Raw genomic sequence first — 19,446 nt, forward strand, 5'->3', positions numbered from 1 at the left:
TTGAAGTTTAGCCACTGCCGAAATCAGCAGGCAGGCCCAGAAAGTTCTGAATAATGAAAAAGTGATCCTCGAACAGGCTGTCGGGTTCAAGATCGGCCAGCGCTACCCAGCGTGCATGATCGCCGCCTTTGACTGGTTTTAGGCGCGGTAACTGCTGGTCAGGGCGTAGCGCAAAGTAGAAAGCTTCCGCCAAGGTACGCCCGCGCCAACTGCGGTGGGGCTCATCAAACAGCCGCTGACCGCGCAATGAACCTTTGAGCACCGGCTCGGGCACCTTTAAACGTAAGCGCTCGCGAAGTTCGCGTAAACAGGCATCCAGTAGCCGTTCGTGGGGATTAATAAACCCCCCAGGCAGGGCATAAAGGCCTTTCCCCGGCGCCGCCGTCCGCCGTACCAGCAGCACATGGCCCGACTGTACGACCACCGCATTGACCGTGACAAAAATAGGCGGGTAGGGCGCATGGGCCCAGGCTTGGCGATACTGATCCAGTAACTGCTGCTCTTCCAGCAGTCGCTGGTAGGCACGCTCATGACAAAAGTGTTTAACACTCTCCACTACGCCCGGCGGTAAATCGTGGTAAGCGCCCGTGCTCAGGTAATCATCGGTTGAGCTGGGGGAGTGAAACAGGCGCGCGCGTATCTGACTTGCTGAAATACCCTCCACCGACGGCACGCTGACCGACTCCCACTGGGGAAACAGTGAAAGGTAGTAGCTTGATTGGCCGCGGCTGGCCCCGATCAAACCAATACGGGGTAGACGGGCATTGGCAGGCGTAGCCAAATCGCGCACCTTGCGCTGTACGTCGCGCACCCAAACGTCGTCATTATAGAGGGCATCGAGTAACGGGGTAATTTCCAAACGTTGATTATCCGCGTCATCAAATCCTGCGCGTAGCATGGCCTGACGCTCATCGAATCGCCAGGGATTACGCAGGGAGCGGGCTTGCCAAGAAGAGCCTACCAGCACGATGACCTGCCGTGCGCGCTTAAGCGCCTCTCTAATAACTGCCAGATGCCCCAGGTGCGGTGGCTGAAAACGACCAATAAACACCAAACAGTCGAAGTCGCAGGCGGTCGCGGAGTGCGAAGTGTCAGTGGCCATCCAAGCTTCCTTTTTCGTTTGGTGATCTCAGAGATGCAACCTACCAGAAAACTGCGCTAAACGCTGTGGTTAGGTATGCTAGAAAAAGTAGGACATTGATAACGTTTATAAAACACCCGATACCTAGCATCGATACCCAGCACACAGGGAGTGAATATGATTCAACGCGCCGCTATCTTCTGGTGGAAAGTAGTGCAAGACGCCACGTCACTATGGTTAGAGCGAAATGCCTTTAGCTACGCGGGCTCGCTAGCGTTTTATACGCTTTTCTCATTGGCGCCCACCATTATTATCGCTGTTACGGTAATCGGCGTTGTATTGGGCGAAGAGGCTGCCCAGGGCCAAATAGTCGCTCAGCTTCAAGGCACGCTGGGTATGGATGCGGCGGTAGCGATCGAGCAGGCCGTTGCTCAGTCGAGAATTGAAGAGTCGGGTATCCTGCCAACACTTTTAGGTGTAGGCGCGCTGATAATCGGTGCGACGACAGTCTTTGCTCAAATGCAGTTTTCACTCAATACCATTTGGGGGGTAACAGCTAAGCCGACCTCCAACAGCGTATTGTTGTTTATTAAAAATCGATTGCTATCGTTAACGGTGGTGCTCTCCATCGGGTTTATACTGCTGGTATCACTGGTATTAGGCGTCGTCTTGCGCGGTATGCTTCAGGCTGCCGATCATCTGGTGCCTTTCGCCAGCTTGTTGACCACGTCAATTGAGTCGCTGGTCTCGCTGGGGGTAGTCACTTTGCTATTTGCCACCATCTTTAAGGTACTGCCCGACGTTGTGTTGCGTTGGCAAGATGTGTTGATTGGTGCTGTTGTCACTGCGGTGCTGTTTACCATTGGGCGCAGTGTGATCGCGATTTACCTGGCGTATACGGCAACAGCATCCACCTATGGCGCCGCCGGGTCGGTGGTTATGATACTGCTGTGGGTTTACTACAGTTCATTAATATTGTTGTTTGGGGCGGCGTTCACCCGCTCATTGTTACTGCGTCGTGGCCGCCCGCTGATACCCCGCAACAGTGCAGTCATTGTCAAGCGCGAGTTTGTTTAACTCTCCGTTAAGAAGCGAAAGGCAGGGAGGTGTGTATGAGCGATTGCTGTGTACGTGCTCTTGTGACTGGTAAGGTGCAAGGGGTCTGGTTTCGCCGTGCTGCACAAGAGAAAGCTCTTCAACATAGCATCACCGGCTACGCCAAGAATTTACCCGATGGCCGCGTTGAGGTGTTGATGTGTGGTCACTCTGATGCGGTCAAGCTGCTGAGCGAATGGCTATGGCAGGGCTCAGAGAGGTCGCAGGTGACCCATGTGGAGCTCGAGGTGCTGGATAATTGCCGCGCCCCGAGCCACTTTGCTACCCAGTAAGGCCTATAAGGCACTTCAGGTTAGTCGCTCAATTTCTATTTGCTGGCTTTCCATTCAAGGATATTGTTAGCTGTCAGGCTAACAATATTCTGACGCGCTTCCGGTGTGATCCAGGCATTATGAGGCGTCACAATCAAGTTGAGCGGCTCGCTGAGCGCATCCAGCAGTGGATGGCCCTCTCTGGGCGGCTCGGTGGGCAGTACATCGACACCTAGCCCGCCTAGCCTGCCGCTGCGCAACGCCTCTAACGCAGCCACTTCATCGATAACCCCGCCACGGGCGCAGTTGATCAATAGCAGCGAGTTTTTGGCGCGCGCTAAGCGCTCACGGTTGATCAAGTGCTTGGTGGCCTCGCTCAACGGGCAGTGCAGGCTGATAACATCAGTGTCTGGTAGCAGGTCGTCCAGGGCAGGGCGCTTATCATTCGCTTCGTTTCCGGGGCGTGCGGCAAAGGTAACGTGCATGCCAAAGGCCTCGGCCAAACGTGCGACTTCGGAGCCCAGTTCACCTTGGCCGACTATCACTAGCTGTTTGCCGGAGAGCTGTAGCGTTGGGTGGTTCTGCAAGCAGAAGAAGGCGCTGCGCTGCCACTCGCCTGCGGCAACCGCACGCTGATAGAGAGGAAGTCGATTGGCTAACGCGAGCATTAGCATCAAGGTGTGTTGAGAAACGCTGGCTGTGCCGTAAGCCGCAACGTTTTTCACTAGAATATTGTTAGCTTCTGCACTTTCAAGATCGATATTGTTAAGGCCTGTCGCCAATACGCATATGAGTTGCAGTTTAGGTAACTGCTGGAGTGTCTCAGCGTCCAGCACGACCTTGTTGACGATCGCAATATCCGCGTTGGCAAGGCGTTCCCGCGCTTGTTGAGTCGTGCTTTGCTCAAACACCTCAAGGTTTGAAACTGTCTCTTTAATGGCGGTCAAGTTGATCTCAGGGCCGAGGCTTTCCGCATCCAGTATCACCGCATTGGGCATTTTCTTCTCTCCATTAGCTGCAGGGAGCTGTATAACCTTGCTCGTTAGGGGGCACAAAAGGGTATAATGGCGGCGCTTTATCAACCGCAGCCTTGGAATTTACCCCGACTGGCCACATATTGCAGCCTGGCAGCGTTTGTGTCCGCTACTGTTCTTTAAAAGAACCGATCTTAACGATCTTTAAAAGAACCAAGCTTGTCAGGGTTGAGCTTATTAGGAGTCATTAAGATGCCCATCTACGAATATGAGTGCAAGGCCTGCGGCCATCGTATGGAGAAACTGCAGAAAATTAGCGCCGATCCCCTTAAGGATTGCCCTGCATGCCAAAGCGATGGCTTGGAAAGATTAGTCTCGGCAGCGGGTTTTCGCTTGGCCGGCGGCGGTTGGTACGAAACCGATTTCAAAACGGGTAGCAAAAAGAACCTGGTCGCTGATGGCAAAACTGCCTCTGCAGATGTCGGTAAATCAAGCGACTCCAGCGCTACCGCTAAGAGCGTTACTCCCAAAGACAAGGGCGCCGCGGCATAGCCGCGGCAGTCAGGGTCGGGACGCCCGCGACACACTCATTTGCCACGAAACAGAACAGGATTTGACATGCGCAGCCATTATTGCGGCCAGCTAAACGAAACTTTGGTGGATCAAACGGTTACGGTATGCGGATGGGTTCATCGCCGCCGTGACCACGGTGGGGTAATTTTCCTTGATATGCGCGATCGCGACGGCATCGCTCAGTTCGTGGTCGACCCTGATACCGCCGAGGCGTTCGCTAATGCCGACCGTGCGCGCAGTGAATTTGTCCTGCGTATCACCGGTCGCGTTCGGCTGCGTCCAGAGGGCACCCAAAACCCCAACATGCCAACGGGCATGATTGAGGTATTGGCAAAAGAGGTCGAAGTGCTCAATACCGCCGTTACCCCGCCATTCCAGTTGGATGAGCATGGTAAAGTCGGCGAAGAAGTGCGCTTAAAGCATCGCTATATCGACCTGCGTCGCCCGGACATGATCGAGAAGCTGCGTTTGCGCTCGCGTATTTCTCACACCGTGCGTGCGTATCTCGAGAACCAGGGCTTCCTGGATATCGAAACGCCGGTGCTCACTCGCGCGACGCCAGAAGGCGCCCGCGACTACCTGGTGCCTAGCCGCACCCACGCGGGTAGTTTCTTTGCGTTGCCCCAATCGCCGCAGCTGTTCAAACAACTGTTGATGGTGGCAGGGTTCGACCGCTACTACCAGATTGCCAAGTGCTTCCGCGATGAAGACCTACGCGCCGACCGTCAGCCTGAGTTCACTCAGATTGATATCGAGGCCTCGTTTGTGGAAGAGAACGACATCATGGGTATTACCGAAGCCATGATACGTCAGCTGTTCCAGGAAGTGCTTAAGGTCGAGTTGCCAGAATTTCCGCGCATGACCTGGCAGGAAGCGATGGATCGTTTCGGTTCAGATAAGCCGGATCTACGTATCCCGCTGGAACTGACCGATGTGGACGACCTGATGCAGCAAGTCGACTTCAAGGTCTTCTCTGGCCCTGCCAGCGCTGATGATGGTCGCGTCGCGGCGCTGAAAGTGCCCGGCGGTGCCAAGTTATCGCGTAAAGAGATCGATGAGTACACCAAGTTTGTTGGCATCTACGGTGCTAAAGGTTTGGCGTGGATTAAGGTCAACGAGCGTGCCAAAGGGCTTGAGGGTCTGCAGTCGCCGATCGTCAAGTTTATGGAAAATATCGTTGAAGAGCTGCTCGACCGCGTGGGTGCAGAAGACGGTGACATTATCTTCTTCGGTGCCGATAAAGCCCGTATCGTCAACGAAGCCATTGGCGCGCTGCGCGTCAAGCTGGGCGCTGACCTTGAGCTCTACACCCAGGAGTGGGCGCCGCTATGGGTGGTCGACTTCCCGATGTTTGAAGCCGACGACAATGGTCGCCTAAGTCCGCTGCACCACCCCTTCACCGCGCCTTCCTGCACACCGGAAGAGCTGAAGGCAGACCCTGCAAAGGCGCTTTCACGTGCTTATGATATGGTGCTCAACGGTACCGAATTGGGCGGTGGCTCTATTCGTATTCACGATCAAACCATGCAGAGCACGGTATTTGAGATCCTGGGCATCGGTGAAGAAGAAGCCCAAGAGAAATTCGGCTTCCTGCTGGATGCGCTGCAGTACGGTGCGCCACCCCATGGCGGCTTGGCCTTTGGCTTGGATCGTCTGGTTATGCTGATGGTCGGCGCCAAAACGATTCGTGAAGTGATCGCCTTCCCGAAAACCCAAAGCGCTGCCTGTTTGATGACCAACGCACCGGGCGAAGTCAGTCCCGAGCAGTTGAAAGATTTGAACATCCGTTTACGCCAGAAAGTCAAAGCGGAAACCGCTGCCGAATAAATCGGTTGGTTGACTGCCTAGCACCGACGCCACGGCGTCGGTGTTTTTGTATGTTCTAGTCACACGAGTAGCGACGCCATGGAAGCGAAACAGCCCGTCGTACCCATCCGAATTTTGGGCATCGACCCGGGATCCCGGGTGACCGGCTATGGGGTGATTGATGTTGTCGGGGTTAAGCCTTGCTATGTGGCGAGTGGCTGTATTCGCACGGCGGAAGGGGCGCTAGAGCAGCGCTTGGCGCAAATTTACGCTGGTTTAAGCGAAGTCGTCGGTTTACATCGTCCCACCCAAGTGGCCATTGAACGGGTGTTTATGGCCAAAAATCCCGATTCTGCGCTAAAGCTGGGCCAAGCGAGGGGAGCAGCAATGGTGTGTATGGCTAACCATGGTTTGAACCTCGCCGAGTACGCTGCGCGACAGATCAAGCAAGCGGTAACCGGCCAGGGCGGCGCAGATAAAGAGCAGGTGCAACATATGGTGACCGCGATACTGCAGCTTTCTGCTACCCCTCAAGCCGATGCTGCGGACGCGCTAGCCATTGCGCTAACTCATGCTTATAACGGCCACGCCTTTAGTAGCCACGGTCTGCCTGCCGCGCCATCTCGAGGACGTCGTCGCTCTACGGGGCGCTGGCGGCTTTAATTACAACTGTATGGGTGGCTGAACTACTGGTCACCTGTACAGAGTCGCTTTATAGTAGCCTCTGTTTTTCACTCTACTGTTTTTCACTCTTTTTTCATCTCGGTGCGAGCAAATTTATGATTGGACGTCTGAGTGGCCAGCTAGTGGCAAAGCAACCGCCCTGGATTGTGATCGATGTTCACGGGGTCGGTTACGAGCTGGAAACCTCAATGAATACGCTGGTCGCGCTTCCTGCGGTGAACGAGAGCGTCTCGTTATTCACTCATCTGACCATTCGTGATGACGCCCACTTACTGTATGGCTTCGGCCGTGAGCACGAGCGTGCGCTGTTTCGCGCCTTGATCAAGGTCAATGGTGTAGGGCCCAAGCTCGCACTCGCCATCCTGTCGGGTATGGACGAAGACGCCTTTATGCGCTGTGTGCGTGATGACGATAGCAAAGCGCTGACAACGCTGCCAGGAGTGGGTAAGAAAACCGCTGAGCGGCTGATTATCGAAATGCGCGACCGCTTCCCTGAGTGGGAAGACGGCAGTAACGCACTACTCCCCCTTGAGGCAACCAATGGTCGTGCCTCTGCACGTAATAATCTTGCCGATGCGGAAGCCGCATTGGTTAGCTTGGGGTATAAACTGACTGAGGCGTCGAAAATGCTTGCTGACATCGACCCCAATCAGTCCACTGAGGCGTTGATCAAAGCCGCGCTGACCCAGCGTATGGGTGGCTAAACAGACAGCGGTACAAGCCCGAAATTGCGGGTAGCGAACAGACCTTTTGAATCGCCATAAAGAAGAGCACCTATGTTAGAACACGATCGGCTGATCGCCGCTGAGCCTGAACAGGGGGAGGGGCGGATTGATTACGCTATTCGCCCCAAGCGGCTGGATGACTATATTGGCCAGCCGCGCGTGCGTGAACAACTGGAAATCTTTATCGGCGCCGCCCGGCTGCGCGAAGAGAGCCTTGATCACACTCTGGTATTTGGCCCCCCAGGGTTAGGCAAAACGACCCTCGCGCATATTATTGCCACCGAGATGGGTGTCGGTATGAAGTCGACTTCCGGCCCGGTGCTTGAACGTGCGGGCGATTTAGCCGCCATGCTGACCAACCTAGAGCCTGGCGACGTACTCTTTATCGATGAAATTCATCGCCTGTCGCCGGTGGTTGAAGAAGTGCTCTATCCGGCCATGGAAGATTTTCAGCTCGATATTATGATTGGCGAAGGGCCAGCAGCACGTTCGATTAAGCTGGATCTTCCCCGCTTTACGCTGGTAGGGGCCACCACGCGGGCAGGGCTATTGACCTCTCCATTGCGAGATCGATTTGGTATCGTTCAGCGGCTCGAATTTTATAATCTTGAAGAGCTGACGGAAATTGTCTCGCGCTCGGCGCGCCTGTTGGGCGTTGAAACCAGCCATGATGGTGCCATTGAAGTGGCCAGACGTTCACGCGGCACGCCGCGAATTGCCAACCGATTGCTACGCCGGGTGAGGGATTACGCTGAAATGAAAGGCAACGGTGTAGTCGATGTTGCCATGGCCGATGCGGCGCTCAATATGCTCAATGTGGATCACCACGGTTTGGATCATATGGATCGGCGGCTACTGCTGGCCATGATCGATAAGTTTGACGGCGGGCCGGTGGGCATTGACTCACTCGCCGCTGCCATCAGTGAAGAGCGTGACACCATCGAAGATGTCATTGAGCCCTATCTCATTCAACAGGGCTTAATGATGCGCACCCCCCGTGGCCGGGTAGTGACCCGTCAGGCGTGGCTGCACTTTGAGCGCGTGCCCCACGAGCAGGCAACCGATATGGAAGGAGAGCGCCGTCCGTGAGTGGCAACAACATAAGCGAAAGCTATCGCCTGCCGCTGCGCGTTTATATGGAAGATACTGACGCAGGCGGTATTGTCTACTACGTTAACTACTTGAAGTTTATGGAGCGTGCGCGCAGCGAGTGGCTACGCCAGTTGGGCCTTAACCAGCAAACGCTGCTAGACGAGGGCACACAGCTAGTGGTATACCGCTTGGCCTGTCACTACGCAAAACCAGCCTGCTTAGACGACGCGTTGGAAATCAGTGCCCACGTTACCGATGTTGGTCGCTGCCGGATGACATTTGAACAGCAGGTTTGGCGTGGAGAGGAACTCCTTTGCTCTGCCACAGTCGAGATAGCTTGCTTGAGCACCGAGCGTTTACGGCCAAAGGCTTGGCCTGCATCGCTTAACGTTTTGACCCGGGCCTCTTAACCAAGAGGTCACTCACTGCGTCGGCAATCCCGACCCTAATAGATTGATGAGGGCACCTGTGAACGATAACACCATGTCCATTCCCCATTTGATAATGAATGCCAGTACTGTAGTGCAACTGGTAATGCTGCTACTGCTGGTGGGGTCGATCCTCTCTTGGGTAGTGATTTTTCAGCGCAGTATTGCGCTGGGCCGTGCCAAAAAAGAGTACAACCAGTTTGAAGAATCTTTTTGGTCGGGTGTCGACTTAAACGAGCTCTACCGTGAGATCCCGGCCGATGACCCGCGCCATGGCGCCGAACATATTTTTCAAGCCGGTTTTCGCGAGTTTAACCGTTTGATGCCTAAAACCCGTGATCCGGATACCGTGCTGGAAGGTGTTCAGCGCAGCATGCGGGTCGCGTGGTCACGTGAAGAGGATCGCCTAACTCAACACTTGGTGTTTCTTGCCACAGTTGCCTCAGCCAGCCCCTATATCGGCCTGTTCGGCACCGTGTGGGGTATTATGGGCTCTTTTCAGGCGCTATCGCTAACCCAGCAAGCGACCCTTGCCACCGTGGCTCCCTGGATTGCCGAAGCGCTGATTGCCACCGCCATGGGGCTATTCGCTGCAATCCCAGCGGTCATTTTCTATAACCGTCTTTCCAACTCATCTTCTCGTCTGCTCGGCAAATACGAAGACTTTGCCGAAGAGTTCCACGCTATCCTGCATCGCAATTTGCAAGGTCGTGATGGCAAACCGAGCGCCAGCTAAGAGGAGAGAGCCATGCAAGGACCATTCAATCGTAGCGGTAAAAGCAAGCCGATGGGGGAGATTAACGTCGTCCCTTTCATCGACGTTATGCTGGTACTGCTGGTGGTCTTTATGATCACCGCGCCAATGCTGACCCAGGGCGTACAAGTTGAGTTGCCGCAAGTCACTTCCCAGCCTATTGATACCCAGGAAGATAATGATCCTATCGTTATTTCAGTCGATAGCGACGGTGGCTATTTCATTACGCTGGGGGAAGACTCCACCTCGGTCACGCTGGAGGAGATGTCGTCAAGAGTGACCACGATTCTTGAGCGGCGACCAGGTACGCCGGTCATGGTTCGCGGTGACCGTAACGTGGCCTACGGACAGATCGTCGTGCTGATGAGCACTCTGCAAGGCGCCGGCGTTGCTAATGTGGGGCTGCTTTCCGAGCCGCCGCAAGATGGGTAAGGGCAAGGCGCACATGGCACTGAAATCCCCGCGCGATCCCCAAGATGTCGGCTATAAGTGGCCGACTGTTCTGGCGATAGCCGTGCACGTCGCGATTGTCGCGTTTAGCTTGATCAGCCTGCCCAGCAGGGACGCAGAGCCTGACAGCTCTTCGATTGTGCAGGCTACGCTGGTAAGTACTGAAACCTTTACCGATCAGGCTCAGCAGGCAACAGAAGAGCAAGCGGCCATGAATGCGCCTGCCGAAGCGCCCACCGAGCCTGAGGCGCCCGAAGAACCTTCGTCTAGTGAGGAGCCGTCAGCTAGTGAACAGCAGGCTGCTGCCGAGCAACAAGCGGCAGAAGAGGCAGCCCAGCAGGCGGCGGAAGCTGAAGCACAAGCGTTAGAAGAAGCACGGGCGGCGGCGGAGGCTGAGGCTCAGCGCCGGGCTGAAGAAGCGGCTGCCCAGGCTGAGCAACAGGCGGCAGAAGCGGCTAAACGTGAAGCCGAAGCGGAAGCTGCCGCGCAGCGCCAGCGTGAAGTGGAAGAGGCACAACGCCAACAGGAAGCCGCAGAGCAGCAGCGACGTGAAGAGGAAGAGGCTGCACGGCAGCGCGAAGCCGAAGAGCAGCAGCGTCGTGAGGCGGAAGAAGCTGAACGCCAGCGTGAAGCGGCAGAGCAGCAGCGCCGTGAAGAAGAGGAGGCCGCACGTCAACGCGAGGCTGAAGAGCAGCGCCTCCGAGAGCAAGAGGAGGCCCAGCGGGAGCGCGAGGCAGAAGCGCAACGCCAGCGTGAAGCCGAAGAGCGGCAGCGTCGTGAAGCGGAAGCCGAGCGTCAGCGCGAAGCAGCGGAAGCTGCAGAAGCGGCCATGCAGCGCCAACTGGCCGGTGAGGCCGAAGCGGCAGCCAATGCCCAGCAAGCGGCGCAGGCTGCAAATAATTTCAGTAATATAATGAAACGAGCTATTGAACAAGCGTGGATAATTCCCGCAGGATCGAGTGATAGTATGCGGGCTTCTGTCAATGTGCGCCTGGGGCCGTCGGGGGAGGTATTATTAGTAAACGTAACATCATCGAGTGGCGATAGTGCCTTTGATCAATCCATTATTCAGGCGGTTGAGCAAGCGGCACCGTTTTCTGAGCTACTACAGTTAACAGACGCTCAACAGCGCGAAATCCGACGCAATATCACTTTGAACTTTTCCCCAGGGGGAGTCCGTTGATGCAAACTCAAGTGTTAAAGAAGTTTTTGTTATTATGCTTGCTGATCACTTTTAGCAGTGTGGCAAGTGCCAACTTAACCATTGAGATCACGCGCGGCAGCGATCAAGCGCTGCCTATAGGAGTAGTACCATTCGCCGGCTCAGACGGCCTGCCCGAAGATGTCGCCCAGATTGTCCAGGATGATCTTGAACGCAGTGGCTATTTTGCTCCTCTGGAGCGTAGCGCTATGTTTGAGCAACCGAGCCAATCTGACGATGTGCAATTCGGCACCTGGCGTTCGCTGGATGTGCGTTACCTAGTGGTTGGTCGGGCGGCCCAAACTGACGGCGGCTTTGAACTACAGTTCGAACTGATGGATATCAGCGGCCAGCGCCGGATGATCGGTGAAACCGTAACGGTTCGGGGCAATGATCTGCGTGGTGCTGCCCACTACATCAGTGATCAAATCTTTGAAGAGATAACCGGTATTCGGGGCGCTTTCTCAACTAAAATCGCTTATGTTACCGCGCAGGGTATTGGTGACAACATGCAGTTTGGACTGTACGTTGCCGACGCAGATGGTCGTCGCAGCGAGCAGGTGTTGACTTCGGATGAACCGATCATGTCACCAGCTTGGTCGCCTGATGGTACCAAGCTTGCCTATGTCTCCTTTGAGACTGAGCGTCCGGCAATCTATATTCAGGATGTGGCGACTGGTCAGCGCGTGCAAGCGACCTCGTTCGATGGCATAAATGGCGCGCCGGCGTGGTCACCGGATGGGCGGCGTATTGCCATGTCGCTGTCTAAAGATGGCCAGCCTGAAATTTACATTATGGATGTTGGCAGCCGTTCCGTAGAGCGCATTACCAATAACAACAGCATTGATACGGAGCCCGCTTGGGCGCCGGATGGACGCAGCCTGTTGTTTACCTCGGATCGTAGCGGCGGCCCCCAGCTATACCAATACACGCTGGGTGGCGGAGAGGCCCAGCGCCTGACGTTTACCGGTAATTACAATGCCCGCGGACGTTATTCACCTGATGGCGAGCAGATATTCTTGATTCACCGCTCTAGCCGAGGTTACCAAGTGGCGAGGCAGGATCTAAGCGGCGATCGCTTGGTAGTATTGAGTGAATCGACAAGAGATGAATCTCCTAGTGTTGCGCCGAACGGGACCATGGTAATCTTCGCTACCCAACAGGGTAATAGTGGGGTGCTAAGTGCTGTTTCTGCCGATGGCCGTTCTTCATTCAGGCTGCCATCAGCACAAGGCGATGTCCGTGATCCAGCTTGGTCACCCTTCTTAAATTGATCAAATCAATTGATTAATATCGAAATTCTTAGTTTTCAGGCAAGGAGTCTGATTATGCAAATTAAACCGTTGGCTCGCTCATTAGCAGCAGCGCTATCTATCGTGGTAATTGCTGGCTGTTCCAGCACCGGCGGAACCCAAGACGGTGACTCGTACGGTAGCCAGGATGGCAGCACGACCGGTTCCAGCACCTCGGGTACAGGCACAGGTAGTCAGTATGGATCTACTTCTGGTTCTGGCGCTGGGCAGCAGGCCGATTCACGCATTCCAGAAGTACGCACGATCTATTTTGATTTCGATCGCGATACGATCAAGAGTGAGTACGAATCCGTGGTGATGGCTCATGCGCGCTATTTGCGTGCCAACCCTAATGCCCAGGTGGTTCTCCACGGACATACGGATGAGCGTGGTACCCGTGAATACAACATGGCACTTGGTGAGCGTCGTGCTAACGCCGTGCAGCGTTTCCTGAACATCCAGGGTGTATCTTCTTCACAAATGAGCGTGGTTAGCTATGGTGAAGAGCGTCCGGCCGTCAATGGCCAAGACGAGAGCGCCTACGCTCAGAACCGTCGTGTTGTGTTTAACTACTGAGCATTAACTATTTAGTGTTTAACCACTGATGAATCCGGCGTGCGGCTAACCGCACGCCGTTTACGTCTCCGGAGTCATCATGAATCACAGTCTCAAGCGTTACGTTGAGAGGCTGTGCGGTGCGGGAGCCATTGCGCTCCCGCTGTCCGTATTGTCCCTAACGGCCACCGCTCAACAGCCGCTCGTGCAAGACCTCTCTAACTCTTCTACTAACGCTTCCAACAGCAGCTTCTACCAGCAGACGCAGCGACAGGAAGCCTCAAGCGGCAATCTTGTACTGTTTAACCAGGTGCAGGAGCACCAGCAGGAGATCCAGCAGCTACGTGGTCAGATTGAAGAGCTGCGTCACCAGTTGGAGCAGTTGCGTCGCCAATCGCAACAGCAGTATCTCGACATTGAAGATCGCCTTATGAGCAGCGGCCCAACGCAGATAGAGCAATCAACGCCAGCGGTAGAGCCTGAAGCCGCCGAGGAAGTTGTCAATGCACCGTCTAGCCGCAATGTCAGTGAAGACGCCCAAGCCGATTATCAGGCGGCTTTTGCCCATGTTCAGGCGCGTCGTTTTGACGAAGCGATTGCGGCCTTTGAAGCCTTTGTCAGCGACCATCCTGACACTAGTCTAACGGCTAATGGCCACTACTGGCTGGGTGAGCTATACGCGGCAGAGGGTGAGCTGGATGCCGCCGACCAGGCGTTTAGCCGCGTGATCGGGGAGTATAGCGGCAGCAGTAAAGTGCCGGATGCGATGTACAAGTTAGGCTTGGTGAAGGCGCGTAAAGGCGAAGCACAGCGCAGCCGTGAGCTGCTTGAGCAAGTGCGCGATGATTATCCGCAAAGTAGCGCTGCAGGTCTTGCCAACGATTTTTTACGCCAATCAGCAAGTTAATATCTTTTTGATCTATTTTTGCTTCAGGGAATCAGCATGAGCTGCAAGATCGACTATCAACCAGCGCCCAACCTATTGGAAAATCGCATCGTGTTGGTAACCGGCGCAGGGGACGGTATTGGCCGTGCGGCAGCGTTGAGCTATGCCCAGCACGGTGCAACAGTGATTCTATTGGGGCGCACTATTGCCAAGTTAGAGCGAGTATATGATGAAATTGAAGCGGCCGGCGGCCCCCAACCAGCGATTTTTCCGCTCAACTTTGAAGGCGCCACGCTAAAAGATTTTCATGATATGGCGGAGACGTTGGATAAAGAGTTTGGTCGCTTGGATGGATTGCTGCATAACGCCGGTCTGTTAGGCCGCATCACGCCCTTTGAGCAGTACAATCCCGAGCTTTGGCAGCAGGTAATGCAGGTCAACATTAATGGGCCCATCTGGATGACTCAGGCACTACTGCCTCTGCTGCAGGCGTCTGATGATGCGTCGGTTATTTTTACCTCCTCCAGCGTTGGCCGCAAAGGGCGCGCCTATTGGGGCGCTTACTCCGTGTCTAAGTTTGCCACCGAAGGCTTTGTAGAGGTGCTGGCCGACGAGTTGGATAATCAGTCCAACATCCGGGTTAATTCGCTCAATCCGGGGGCGACACGCACACAGATGCGACGTACCGCGTTTCCCGGTGAAGATCCCTTCACACTTCGCACCCCGGAAGACATTATGCCTACCTACTTATGGCTTATGGGGCCAGACAGTGCAGGCACCAACGGTCAAAAGCTTGATGCCCAGCCGCCCCGGGTATAGTGCTTGCTTTTAGGCCTTATCAGTGTCGATGCCCATAGGTAATCAGTGCGCTTGAAGTTATTGCTAGCGTTTGAAACCGTTCAGGGCATCGACCAGGGCGTCACACTCACCAAACCACAAATCAGCAGGCCACTGCTGGTAGTCATCCTCTTCGCTGATATAGCCGTAGCCAACGGCCACGGCCGTCATCCCCGCGGCGACGGCTGCCTCAATATCCCGGGCATGATCGCCTACATACCAACACTGTTCAGGCTCGACGCCTAGCCGCCGGGCAGCTTCCCAAAGTGGCTCAGGCGCTGGTTTTTTAACACTCAGATCATCTGCACAGAGCAGGGCGCCGGGCTGCAGCGCCAATGCTTCCAACAGTGGGAGGGTGTAGCGGCGCGGCTTATTGGTCACAATCCCCCAGGGGCGTTGATCGCCATGCCACTCTTTCAACCATATATCGAGTGGCGAGAAAACCCGGCTATGCACGGCGACGGCCTGCTCATAGGCATCAAGCAGAAATTGACGTGCCTGAGTATGCCCATCCGAGGTAGCTTCTAACCCCAGAGCCAATGTGACCAGCGCACTCCCACCGTTTGAGACCTGACGGCGAATCACTTCGAAGGGGAGCGGGTCTAAGCCATGGTGAATGCGGAGCGTGTTCGTTGCTTGGGCTAAATCTGGAGCGGTATCGACCAGGGTGCCGTCTAGATCAAAAAGTATGGCTTGAGGCGCGTGCATCATCGGCATTTAGTCGCTCACCTTTCGGCAGTACATCATGTAGTTGACCGAAACATCATGGCTGACCAAGCGGTAGTGACGGGTTAGCGGATTGTAGGTCAGGCCGGTCTGCTCGCGTACTTCTAAACCACTTTCTCGAGACCAGGCCGCCATTTCTGAAGGGCGAATAAATTTCGCATAATTATGAGTGCCCCGGGGGAGCAGTCTTAACACGTATTCAGCGCCTAGAATGGCAAACGCATAAGATTTGGCGGTGCGGTTCAGCGTAGAGAAAAACACGAAGCCACCAGGGCGAACCAGAGCGCTACAGGCGCGAATGACGGAAGCCGGGTCGGGCACGTGCTCAAGCATTTCCATGCAGGTCACTGCATCGTAAAACCCCGGCTTTTGAGCTGCCATAGCCTCCACGCTGATGTGTCGGTAATCAATCTCAACGCCGCGCTCTTCCGCATGCAGCCTGGCGACTGCTAACGGCGCTTCACCCAGATCAATGCCAGTGACTTTAGCCCCGCGGTTGGCCATGGACTCGCTTAAAATGCCACCGCCGCAACCTACATCCAGCACCTTTTTCCCCGCCAGCCCCGCTCGCGCATCAATAAAGTCGAGGCGCAGAGGGTTAATTTCATGGAGCGGTTTAAATTCTCCCTGCGGATCCCACCAGCGGCTGGCGAGCGCTTCAAATTTAGCGACTTCGGCTGCATCGACGTTGCCTTGATAGTGACCAGCAGTGCTATCCTGTGGTGTCGCTTGCATGTTGTGACTCCCATTGTCATTGAGCATTAAGCAATCATTGACGCTTAATCACTGGTTATAATCCATTTGCACTGGTTATCGTCCATTGGCGAGGTGGCATCCATCCGCGCCTTCAGTATTATGGACATTCTAACCACTCCTGTGTCGGAACGCATGAAAAGGACCTCTCTATGATTCGCAAGGCCGTACTTCCTGTCGCTGGGTTTGGCACCCGCTGCTTGCCGGCTTCGAAGGCTATTCCCAAGGAGATGATTACGATTGTCGATAGACCAGTCATTCAATATGTCGTTGAAGAAGCGATAGCCGCGGGGATTCGCGAGATTGTACTGGTCACCAGTAGTAATAAAAGCGCGATTGAAAACCACTTTGACACCCACGCGGAGCTGGAGGCCAGCCTGGAAGCAAAAGGTAAACACGAGCTTTTGGAGATGTTGCGCAACCTGGTGCCTGATGATGTCAGCATTATCAGCATTCGCCAGGGCGTGCCGTTAGGGCTTGGCCATGCGGTGCTCTGCGCTCGCCCGATCATTGGCGACAATGAACCTTTTGCAGTGCTGCTGCCCGATGTGCTGGTCGATAACAGTGCCAACCCAGCGACCGACTTGGCGGGCATGTTAGCAGCGTACGATCAACAGCAAACGGCACAGCTGATGGTGGAAGAGGTAGCTTGGGAGCAAGTTGAAAAATATGGCATCGTGGCGCCAGCCGGTGATGTGCCCGCGCCTAATCAATCGGCAGATCTGGTGGGTATGGTGGAAAAGCCAAAGCGTGATGCAGCGCCCTCAAATTTGGCAGTGATCGGCCGTTATGCGCTGCCAGGCCATATTTTCCCTATTTTAGAAGCCACGAAGCCCGGTGCCGGTGGTGAAATTCAGCTGACCGATGCGCTTGAAACACTACGTGAGCAGTCGGGCGTCCAGGCCTATCGTATGCAGGGCACTACCTACGATTGCGGTCAGCCGCTGGGTTATCTTGAAGCGACGCTTGCCTATGCGCGTCGGCATCCTGAGTTTGGCGAGGGCTTCAAAGCCTTGCTGTCACGTTACCATCAGGGAGAGTAGCCCATGCGGGTGTTACTTTACGGTAGCGAGTTAAGCGCTGCGACGGCAGCCGCTGCGTTAGCCTGGGTGGGCCATCAGGTGCAGTGGTTACCCCATGCCGATGCGCCCTGGTCAGCTCTTTCCCAAGTGGATTGGCTACGTAGCGAACCTCAACTAATGGCACACCTTGAACAGGGCTTGGCGGAGGGCACGCTGCAGGTCATTGATCAACTGAAGGATGCGGTCATTCCTGAAGTCATCTGGCTGGCGTTATCGCCCGCACAGCGCAATTCAGCCAGTACGCTTGTTGAAGATCCGCTACTGGCTGATCAGCAGGGCATTGTGCTGATCAATAACTCAACGTTTCCAGTCGGCGAGACCGAGCGCCTGCATGCGCTGATGGGCACCCAGCACACCAGCGTGGCACTCCCCGATACGCTGGAAGAGGGTCGGGCGTGGGACTCGTTTACCCGCCCCTCTAGGCGGCTGCTGGGTTGTGATGATGCCACAGGCGAACAGGTGACCAGGGAGCTATTACGCGCCTTTAATCGCCGCAGCGAGGTATTCCAGTGTATGCCGCGCCGCGCCGCGGAGCTCACCAAGCTGGCGATTAACGGCATGCTCGCTACGCGCATCAGTTATATGAATGAAATTGCGGGCTTGGCTGATACCCTGGGGGTGGATGTTGAGCATGTCCGGCAGGGCATGGGCGCTGACTCGCGGATTGGTTTTGAATACTTGTATCCCGGATGTGGTTTTGGCGGGCCTAATTTCTCACGGGATTTGATTCGCCTGGCTGATGTTCAGCTACAAAGTGGCCGCTATTCAGCGCTGCTTGAGCAGGTGATGGATATCAACGAGCAGAAGAAAGAGACCCTGTTCCGCAAGCTATGGTCCCACTTTGCTGGCGAGATGGCAGGTAAAACGGTGGCGATTTGGGGCGCCGCGTTTAAACCCGGCACTGCGCGTATTGATCATGCTCCGGTATTAACGCTGCTTGAGGCGCTTTGGGCGCAGGGGGTTAAAGTTCAGCTCCACGACCCAGCGGCGGTGCCTGCTCTGCGCGCTTTGGTAGGCGAACGTGACGATCTGATGACTTATACCCATGACCCCTACCAAGCTTGTGAGGGGGCCGATGCCCTAATGCTAGTGACCGAATGGAAAACGTATTGGAACCCTGACTGGCACCGACTCGGCTCGCTATTAAACGCTAAACTCGTATTAGATGGGCGCAATATTTACGATCCTGAGTTTGTTGCCAGCTGTGGATTAATGTACCGAGGTATTGGCCGTCGTGCCGACCCGAAGACTCTTTGAGGAAATGTCATGCCAGACGCCACCGCATCCTCTCGTATTGTGCCCGATGTGGATCAAAGCTTGACGGCGCAACATCTACGCCATCGAAAGGGGCCGACAATATGGCCGCTATGGCTATGTATGTTACTGATCATTGCGCTATTGGGCGCGGCGGCAGTTGGACTGTGGTACGAACGTGAACGGCTGCTCGATGAGATTCACCGGGTGAGTGGGGAGGTCTCCAATGTGCATGCTCGGTTGGATTCGGATGACACGGACGTACAAGATACGATAACCTTTGTACAAGCTCAGATGTCGACGCTTTTCCAAGAGCAGGAGCAGCTTGCCACATCGTTGGCCGCCACCCGCGAAGAGCTATACGGTTTTCTCACCACTAGCGAGGATACGGTCTCTAGCGACTCAATCAACACGCTGATGCAGCAGTTGTCTCAGCTTAGGGAGCAAGCCGAACTGCGCGACAGTCAGTTAATGGCGGTGCGGGAATCCCTTGATGCCTTGGAACAAACGGGGGCGTCGGGGCGTCAAAATCTCGTTGCAGAGGTATCCCATTTGGAGCAACTGACTGGACAGCGAATCGAGGAGCTGGATAGTCAACTCAACAGCGTCACTAGTGCTTGGGAAGAGCAGTTGTCAGCCCATAGAGCGGCAATTGAGGATCGCTTTGATGAATTAGAAACGTCCGTTGCAGCGCTGGAAGCACCGGTAGATCAAGCAGCCCTGGAAGAACTGGAACAACAGTGGTCTCAACGCCTGAATTCGTTGGAAAGCGATGTGCGCCAAGTGCGACAAGCACAGCTTGCCTTCAGTGCCCAGTTAGAGATGTTGCGTTAACGAATTGCATCGAGAGTATAAGTGCGACTGCTTAATCTTTGACGTGCTAGCGCATTGCAATGCTTAGGCGATGAAGCCGCTGATTTAGGTTG

General features: G+C 55.1%; 22 protein-coding genes. 18 read left to right on the top strand and 4 right to left on the bottom strand.

All coding sequences use genetic code 11. The annotated features are described in order from the left end of the window. Positions 1-7: 7 nt before the first annotated feature. Positions 8-1,102: a bifunctional nicotinamide-nucleotide adenylyltransferase/Nudix hydroxylase gene (locus tag QT231_RS00860; RefSeq protein ID WP_308335065.1), complete on the bottom strand. Its 1,095-nt coding sequence runs from the start codon at positions 1,100-1,102 to the stop codon at positions 8-10. A 156-nt stretch (positions 1,103-1,258) separates the two neighbouring features. On the opposite strand from QT231_RS00860, the gene QT231_RS00865 reads away from it, so the two are divergent. Next, complete coding sequence (locus QT231_RS00865) at positions 1,259-2,158, top strand: YihY/virulence factor BrkB family protein (protein WP_308335066.1); 900 nt, start codon at positions 1,259-1,261, stop codon at positions 2,156-2,158. Positions 2,159-2,193: 35 nt separating this feature from the next. Then, the gene (locus QT231_RS00870; protein WP_308335067.1) at positions 2,194-2,469 is read left to right on the top strand and encodes an acylphosphatase; all 276 of its coding nucleotides are present in this window, start codon (positions 2,194-2,196) and stop codon (positions 2,467-2,469) included. A 35-nt stretch (positions 2,470-2,504) separates the two neighbouring features. Here QT231_RS00870 and QT231_RS00875 read toward each other — a convergent pair whose 3' ends face one another. Then, the gene (locus tag QT231_RS00875) at positions 2,505-3,446 is read right to left on the bottom strand and encodes a D-2-hydroxyacid dehydrogenase (RefSeq protein WP_308335068.1); all 942 of its coding nucleotides are present in this window, start codon (positions 3,444-3,446) and stop codon (positions 2,505-2,507) included. A gap of 228 nt (positions 3,447-3,674) precedes the next feature. Between QT231_RS00875 and QT231_RS00880 the strand changes: the two genes are divergently transcribed. The 13 genes from QT231_RS00880 (at position 3,675) to QT231_RS00940 (ending at position 14,687) form a co-directional block, all read left to right on the top strand. Then, entirely contained in the window at positions 3,675-3,974 is a 300-nt protein-coding gene (locus QT231_RS00880) for a zinc ribbon domain-containing protein (protein WP_308335069.1), read from the top strand. A 66-nt stretch (positions 3,975-4,040) separates the two neighbouring features. Next, the gene (gene aspS, locus QT231_RS00885; protein WP_308335070.1) at positions 4,041-5,822 is read left to right on the top strand and encodes an aspartate--tRNA ligase; all 1,782 of its coding nucleotides are present in this window, start codon (positions 4,041-4,043) and stop codon (positions 5,820-5,822) included. A 78-nt stretch (positions 5,823-5,900) separates the two neighbouring features. Continuing rightward, positions 5,901-6,464, top strand: coding sequence for a crossover junction endodeoxyribonuclease RuvC (gene ruvC / locus QT231_RS00890; RefSeq protein WP_308335071.1), 564 nt, complete (start codon positions 5,901-5,903; stop codon positions 6,462-6,464). A gap of 116 nt (positions 6,465-6,580) precedes the next feature. Next, positions 6,581-7,189 carry a Holliday junction branch migration protein RuvA gene (gene ruvA / locus QT231_RS00895; RefSeq protein ID WP_308335072.1) on the top strand — a complete coding sequence of 203 codons (609 nt, stop codon included), beginning with the start codon at positions 6,581-6,583 and terminating at the stop codon, positions 7,187-7,189. 72 nt (positions 7,190-7,261) lie between these two features. Beyond that, positions 7,262-8,299: a Holliday junction branch migration DNA helicase RuvB gene (ruvB, locus tag QT231_RS00900; protein ID WP_088701469.1), complete on the top strand. Its 1,038-nt coding sequence runs from the start codon at positions 7,262-7,264 to the stop codon at positions 8,297-8,299. Beyond that, on the top strand, positions 8,296-8,712 hold the full coding sequence (gene ybgC, locus QT231_RS00905; RefSeq protein ID WP_374694366.1) for a tol-pal system-associated acyl-CoA thioesterase: 417 nt from the start codon (positions 8,296-8,298) through the stop codon (positions 8,710-8,712). The genes ruvB and ybgC overlap by 4 nt, the downstream gene beginning before the upstream one ends. A gap of 58 nt (positions 8,713-8,770) precedes the next feature. Next, on the top strand, positions 8,771-9,466 hold the full coding sequence (gene tolQ / locus QT231_RS00910; protein WP_007114222.1) for a protein TolQ: 696 nt from the start codon (positions 8,771-8,773) through the stop codon (positions 9,464-9,466). Between the two features lie 12 nt (positions 9,467-9,478). Next, positions 9,479-9,916: a protein TolR gene (gene tolR / locus QT231_RS00915; RefSeq protein ID WP_308335073.1), complete on the top strand. Its 438-nt coding sequence runs from the start codon at positions 9,479-9,481 to the stop codon at positions 9,914-9,916. A 13-nt stretch (positions 9,917-9,929) separates the two neighbouring features. Next, positions 9,930-11,117 carry a cell envelope integrity protein TolA gene (gene tolA / locus QT231_RS00920; RefSeq protein ID WP_308335074.1) on the top strand — a complete coding sequence of 396 codons (1,188 nt, stop codon included), beginning with the start codon at positions 9,930-9,932 and terminating at the stop codon, positions 11,115-11,117. Further along, the gene (gene tolB / locus QT231_RS00925) at positions 11,117-12,409 is read left to right on the top strand and encodes a Tol-Pal system beta propeller repeat protein TolB (protein WP_308335075.1); all 1,293 of its coding nucleotides are present in this window, start codon (positions 11,117-11,119) and stop codon (positions 12,407-12,409) included. The genes tolA and tolB overlap by 1 nt, the downstream gene beginning before the upstream one ends. Before the next feature lie 54 nt (positions 12,410-12,463). Then, positions 12,464-13,003: a peptidoglycan-associated lipoprotein Pal gene (gene pal, locus QT231_RS00930; RefSeq protein WP_211594318.1), complete on the top strand. Its 540-nt coding sequence runs from the start codon at positions 12,464-12,466 to the stop codon at positions 13,001-13,003. Positions 13,004-13,082: 79 nt separating this feature from the next. Next, entirely contained in the window at positions 13,083-13,889 is an 807-nt protein-coding gene (ybgF, locus tag QT231_RS00935) for a tol-pal system protein YbgF (protein ID WP_308335076.1), read from the top strand. Between the two features lie 36 nt (positions 13,890-13,925). Next, positions 13,926-14,687: a YciK family oxidoreductase gene (locus QT231_RS00940; RefSeq protein ID WP_215093166.1), complete on the top strand. Its 762-nt coding sequence runs from the start codon at positions 13,926-13,928 to the stop codon at positions 14,685-14,687. A gap of 63 nt (positions 14,688-14,750) precedes the next feature. On the opposite strand, the gene QT231_RS00945 is transcribed toward QT231_RS00940, so the two are convergent. Continuing rightward, positions 14,751-15,422: an HAD-IA family hydrolase gene (locus tag QT231_RS00945; protein WP_308335077.1), complete on the bottom strand. Its 672-nt coding sequence runs from the start codon at positions 15,420-15,422 to the stop codon at positions 14,751-14,753. Then, positions 15,423-16,166: a bifunctional 2-polyprenyl-6-hydroxyphenol methylase/3-demethylubiquinol 3-O-methyltransferase UbiG gene (gene ubiG, locus QT231_RS00950; protein WP_308335078.1), complete on the bottom strand. Its 744-nt coding sequence runs from the start codon at positions 16,164-16,166 to the stop codon at positions 15,423-15,425. Positions 16,167-16,336: 170 nt separating this feature from the next. Here ubiG and galU point away from each other — a divergent pair, with 170 nt between their 5' ends. From galU to QT231_RS00965, 3 genes are read left to right on the top strand one after another with little or no spacing between them, the layout of a single operon-like run. Beyond that, positions 16,337-17,227: a UTP--glucose-1-phosphate uridylyltransferase GalU gene (galU, locus tag QT231_RS00955; RefSeq protein ID WP_308335079.1), complete on the top strand. Its 891-nt coding sequence runs from the start codon at positions 16,337-16,339 to the stop codon at positions 17,225-17,227. A gap of 3 nt (positions 17,228-17,230) precedes the next feature. Beyond that, positions 17,231-18,523: a nucleotide sugar dehydrogenase gene (locus tag QT231_RS00960; protein ID WP_308335080.1), complete on the top strand. Its 1,293-nt coding sequence runs from the start codon at positions 17,231-17,233 to the stop codon at positions 18,521-18,523. Positions 18,524-18,532: 9 nt separating this feature from the next. After that, on the top strand, positions 18,533-19,354 hold the full coding sequence (locus QT231_RS00965) for a hypothetical protein (RefSeq protein WP_308335081.1): 822 nt from the start codon (positions 18,533-18,535) through the stop codon (positions 19,352-19,354). Positions 19,355-19,446: the final 92 nt, after the last annotated feature.

Source organism: Halomonas sp. SpR1, assembly GCF_031010175.1.
Classification (GTDB): domain Bacteria; phylum Pseudomonadota; class Gammaproteobacteria; order Pseudomonadales; family Halomonadaceae; genus Vreelandella.

Coding starts and splice junctions, on each gene's coding strand:
- ruvA (WP_308335072.1), top strand. CDS start 6,581: ATGATTGGACGTCTGAGTGGCCAGCTAGTGGCAAAGCAACCGCCCTGG.
- QT231_RS00940 (WP_215093166.1), top strand. CDS start 13,926: ATGAGCTGCAAGATCGACTATCAACCAGCGCCCAACCTATTGGAAAAT.
- QT231_RS00860 (WP_308335065.1), bottom strand. CDS start 1,102: ATGGCCACTGACACTTCGCACTCCGCGACCGCCTGCGACTTCGACTGT.
- QT231_RS00965 (WP_308335081.1), top strand. CDS start 18,533: ATGCCAGACGCCACCGCATCCTCTCGTATTGTGCCCGATGTGGATCAA.
- tolR (WP_308335073.1), top strand. CDS start 9,479: ATGCAAGGACCATTCAATCGTAGCGGTAAAAGCAAGCCGATGGGGGAG.
- QT231_RS00880 (WP_308335069.1), top strand. CDS start 3,675: ATGCCCATCTACGAATATGAGTGCAAGGCCTGCGGCCATCGTATGGAG.
- QT231_RS00945 (WP_308335077.1), bottom strand. CDS start 15,422: ATGCCGATGATGCACGCGCCTCAAGCCATACTTTTTGATCTAGACGGC.
- aspS (WP_308335070.1), top strand. CDS start 4,041: ATGCGCAGCCATTATTGCGGCCAGCTAAACGAAACTTTGGTGGATCAA.
- ruvC (WP_308335071.1), top strand. CDS start 5,901: ATGGAAGCGAAACAGCCCGTCGTACCCATCCGAATTTTGGGCATCGAC.
- QT231_RS00960 (WP_308335080.1), top strand. CDS start 17,231: ATGCGGGTGTTACTTTACGGTAGCGAGTTAAGCGCTGCGACGGCAGCC.
- QT231_RS00875 (WP_308335068.1), bottom strand. CDS start 3,446: ATGCCCAATGCGGTGATACTGGATGCGGAAAGCCTCGGCCCTGAGATC.
- ybgF (WP_308335076.1), top strand. CDS start 13,083: ATGAATCACAGTCTCAAGCGTTACGTTGAGAGGCTGTGCGGTGCGGGA.
- tolB (WP_308335075.1), top strand. CDS start 11,117: ATGCAAACTCAAGTGTTAAAGAAGTTTTTGTTATTATGCTTGCTGATC.
- tolA (WP_308335074.1), top strand. CDS start 9,930: ATGGCACTGAAATCCCCGCGCGATCCCCAAGATGTCGGCTATAAGTGG.
- ubiG (WP_308335078.1), bottom strand. CDS start 16,166: ATGCAAGCGACACCACAGGATAGCACTGCTGGTCACTATCAAGGCAAC.
- QT231_RS00865 (WP_308335066.1), top strand. CDS start 1,259: ATGATTCAACGCGCCGCTATCTTCTGGTGGAAAGTAGTGCAAGACGCC.
- QT231_RS00870 (WP_308335067.1), top strand. CDS start 2,194: ATGAGCGATTGCTGTGTACGTGCTCTTGTGACTGGTAAGGTGCAAGGG.
- pal (WP_211594318.1), top strand. CDS start 12,464: ATGCAAATTAAACCGTTGGCTCGCTCATTAGCAGCAGCGCTATCTATC.
- galU (WP_308335079.1), top strand. CDS start 16,337: ATGATTCGCAAGGCCGTACTTCCTGTCGCTGGGTTTGGCACCCGCTGC.
- ruvB (WP_088701469.1), top strand. CDS start 7,262: ATGTTAGAACACGATCGGCTGATCGCCGCTGAGCCTGAACAGGGGGAG.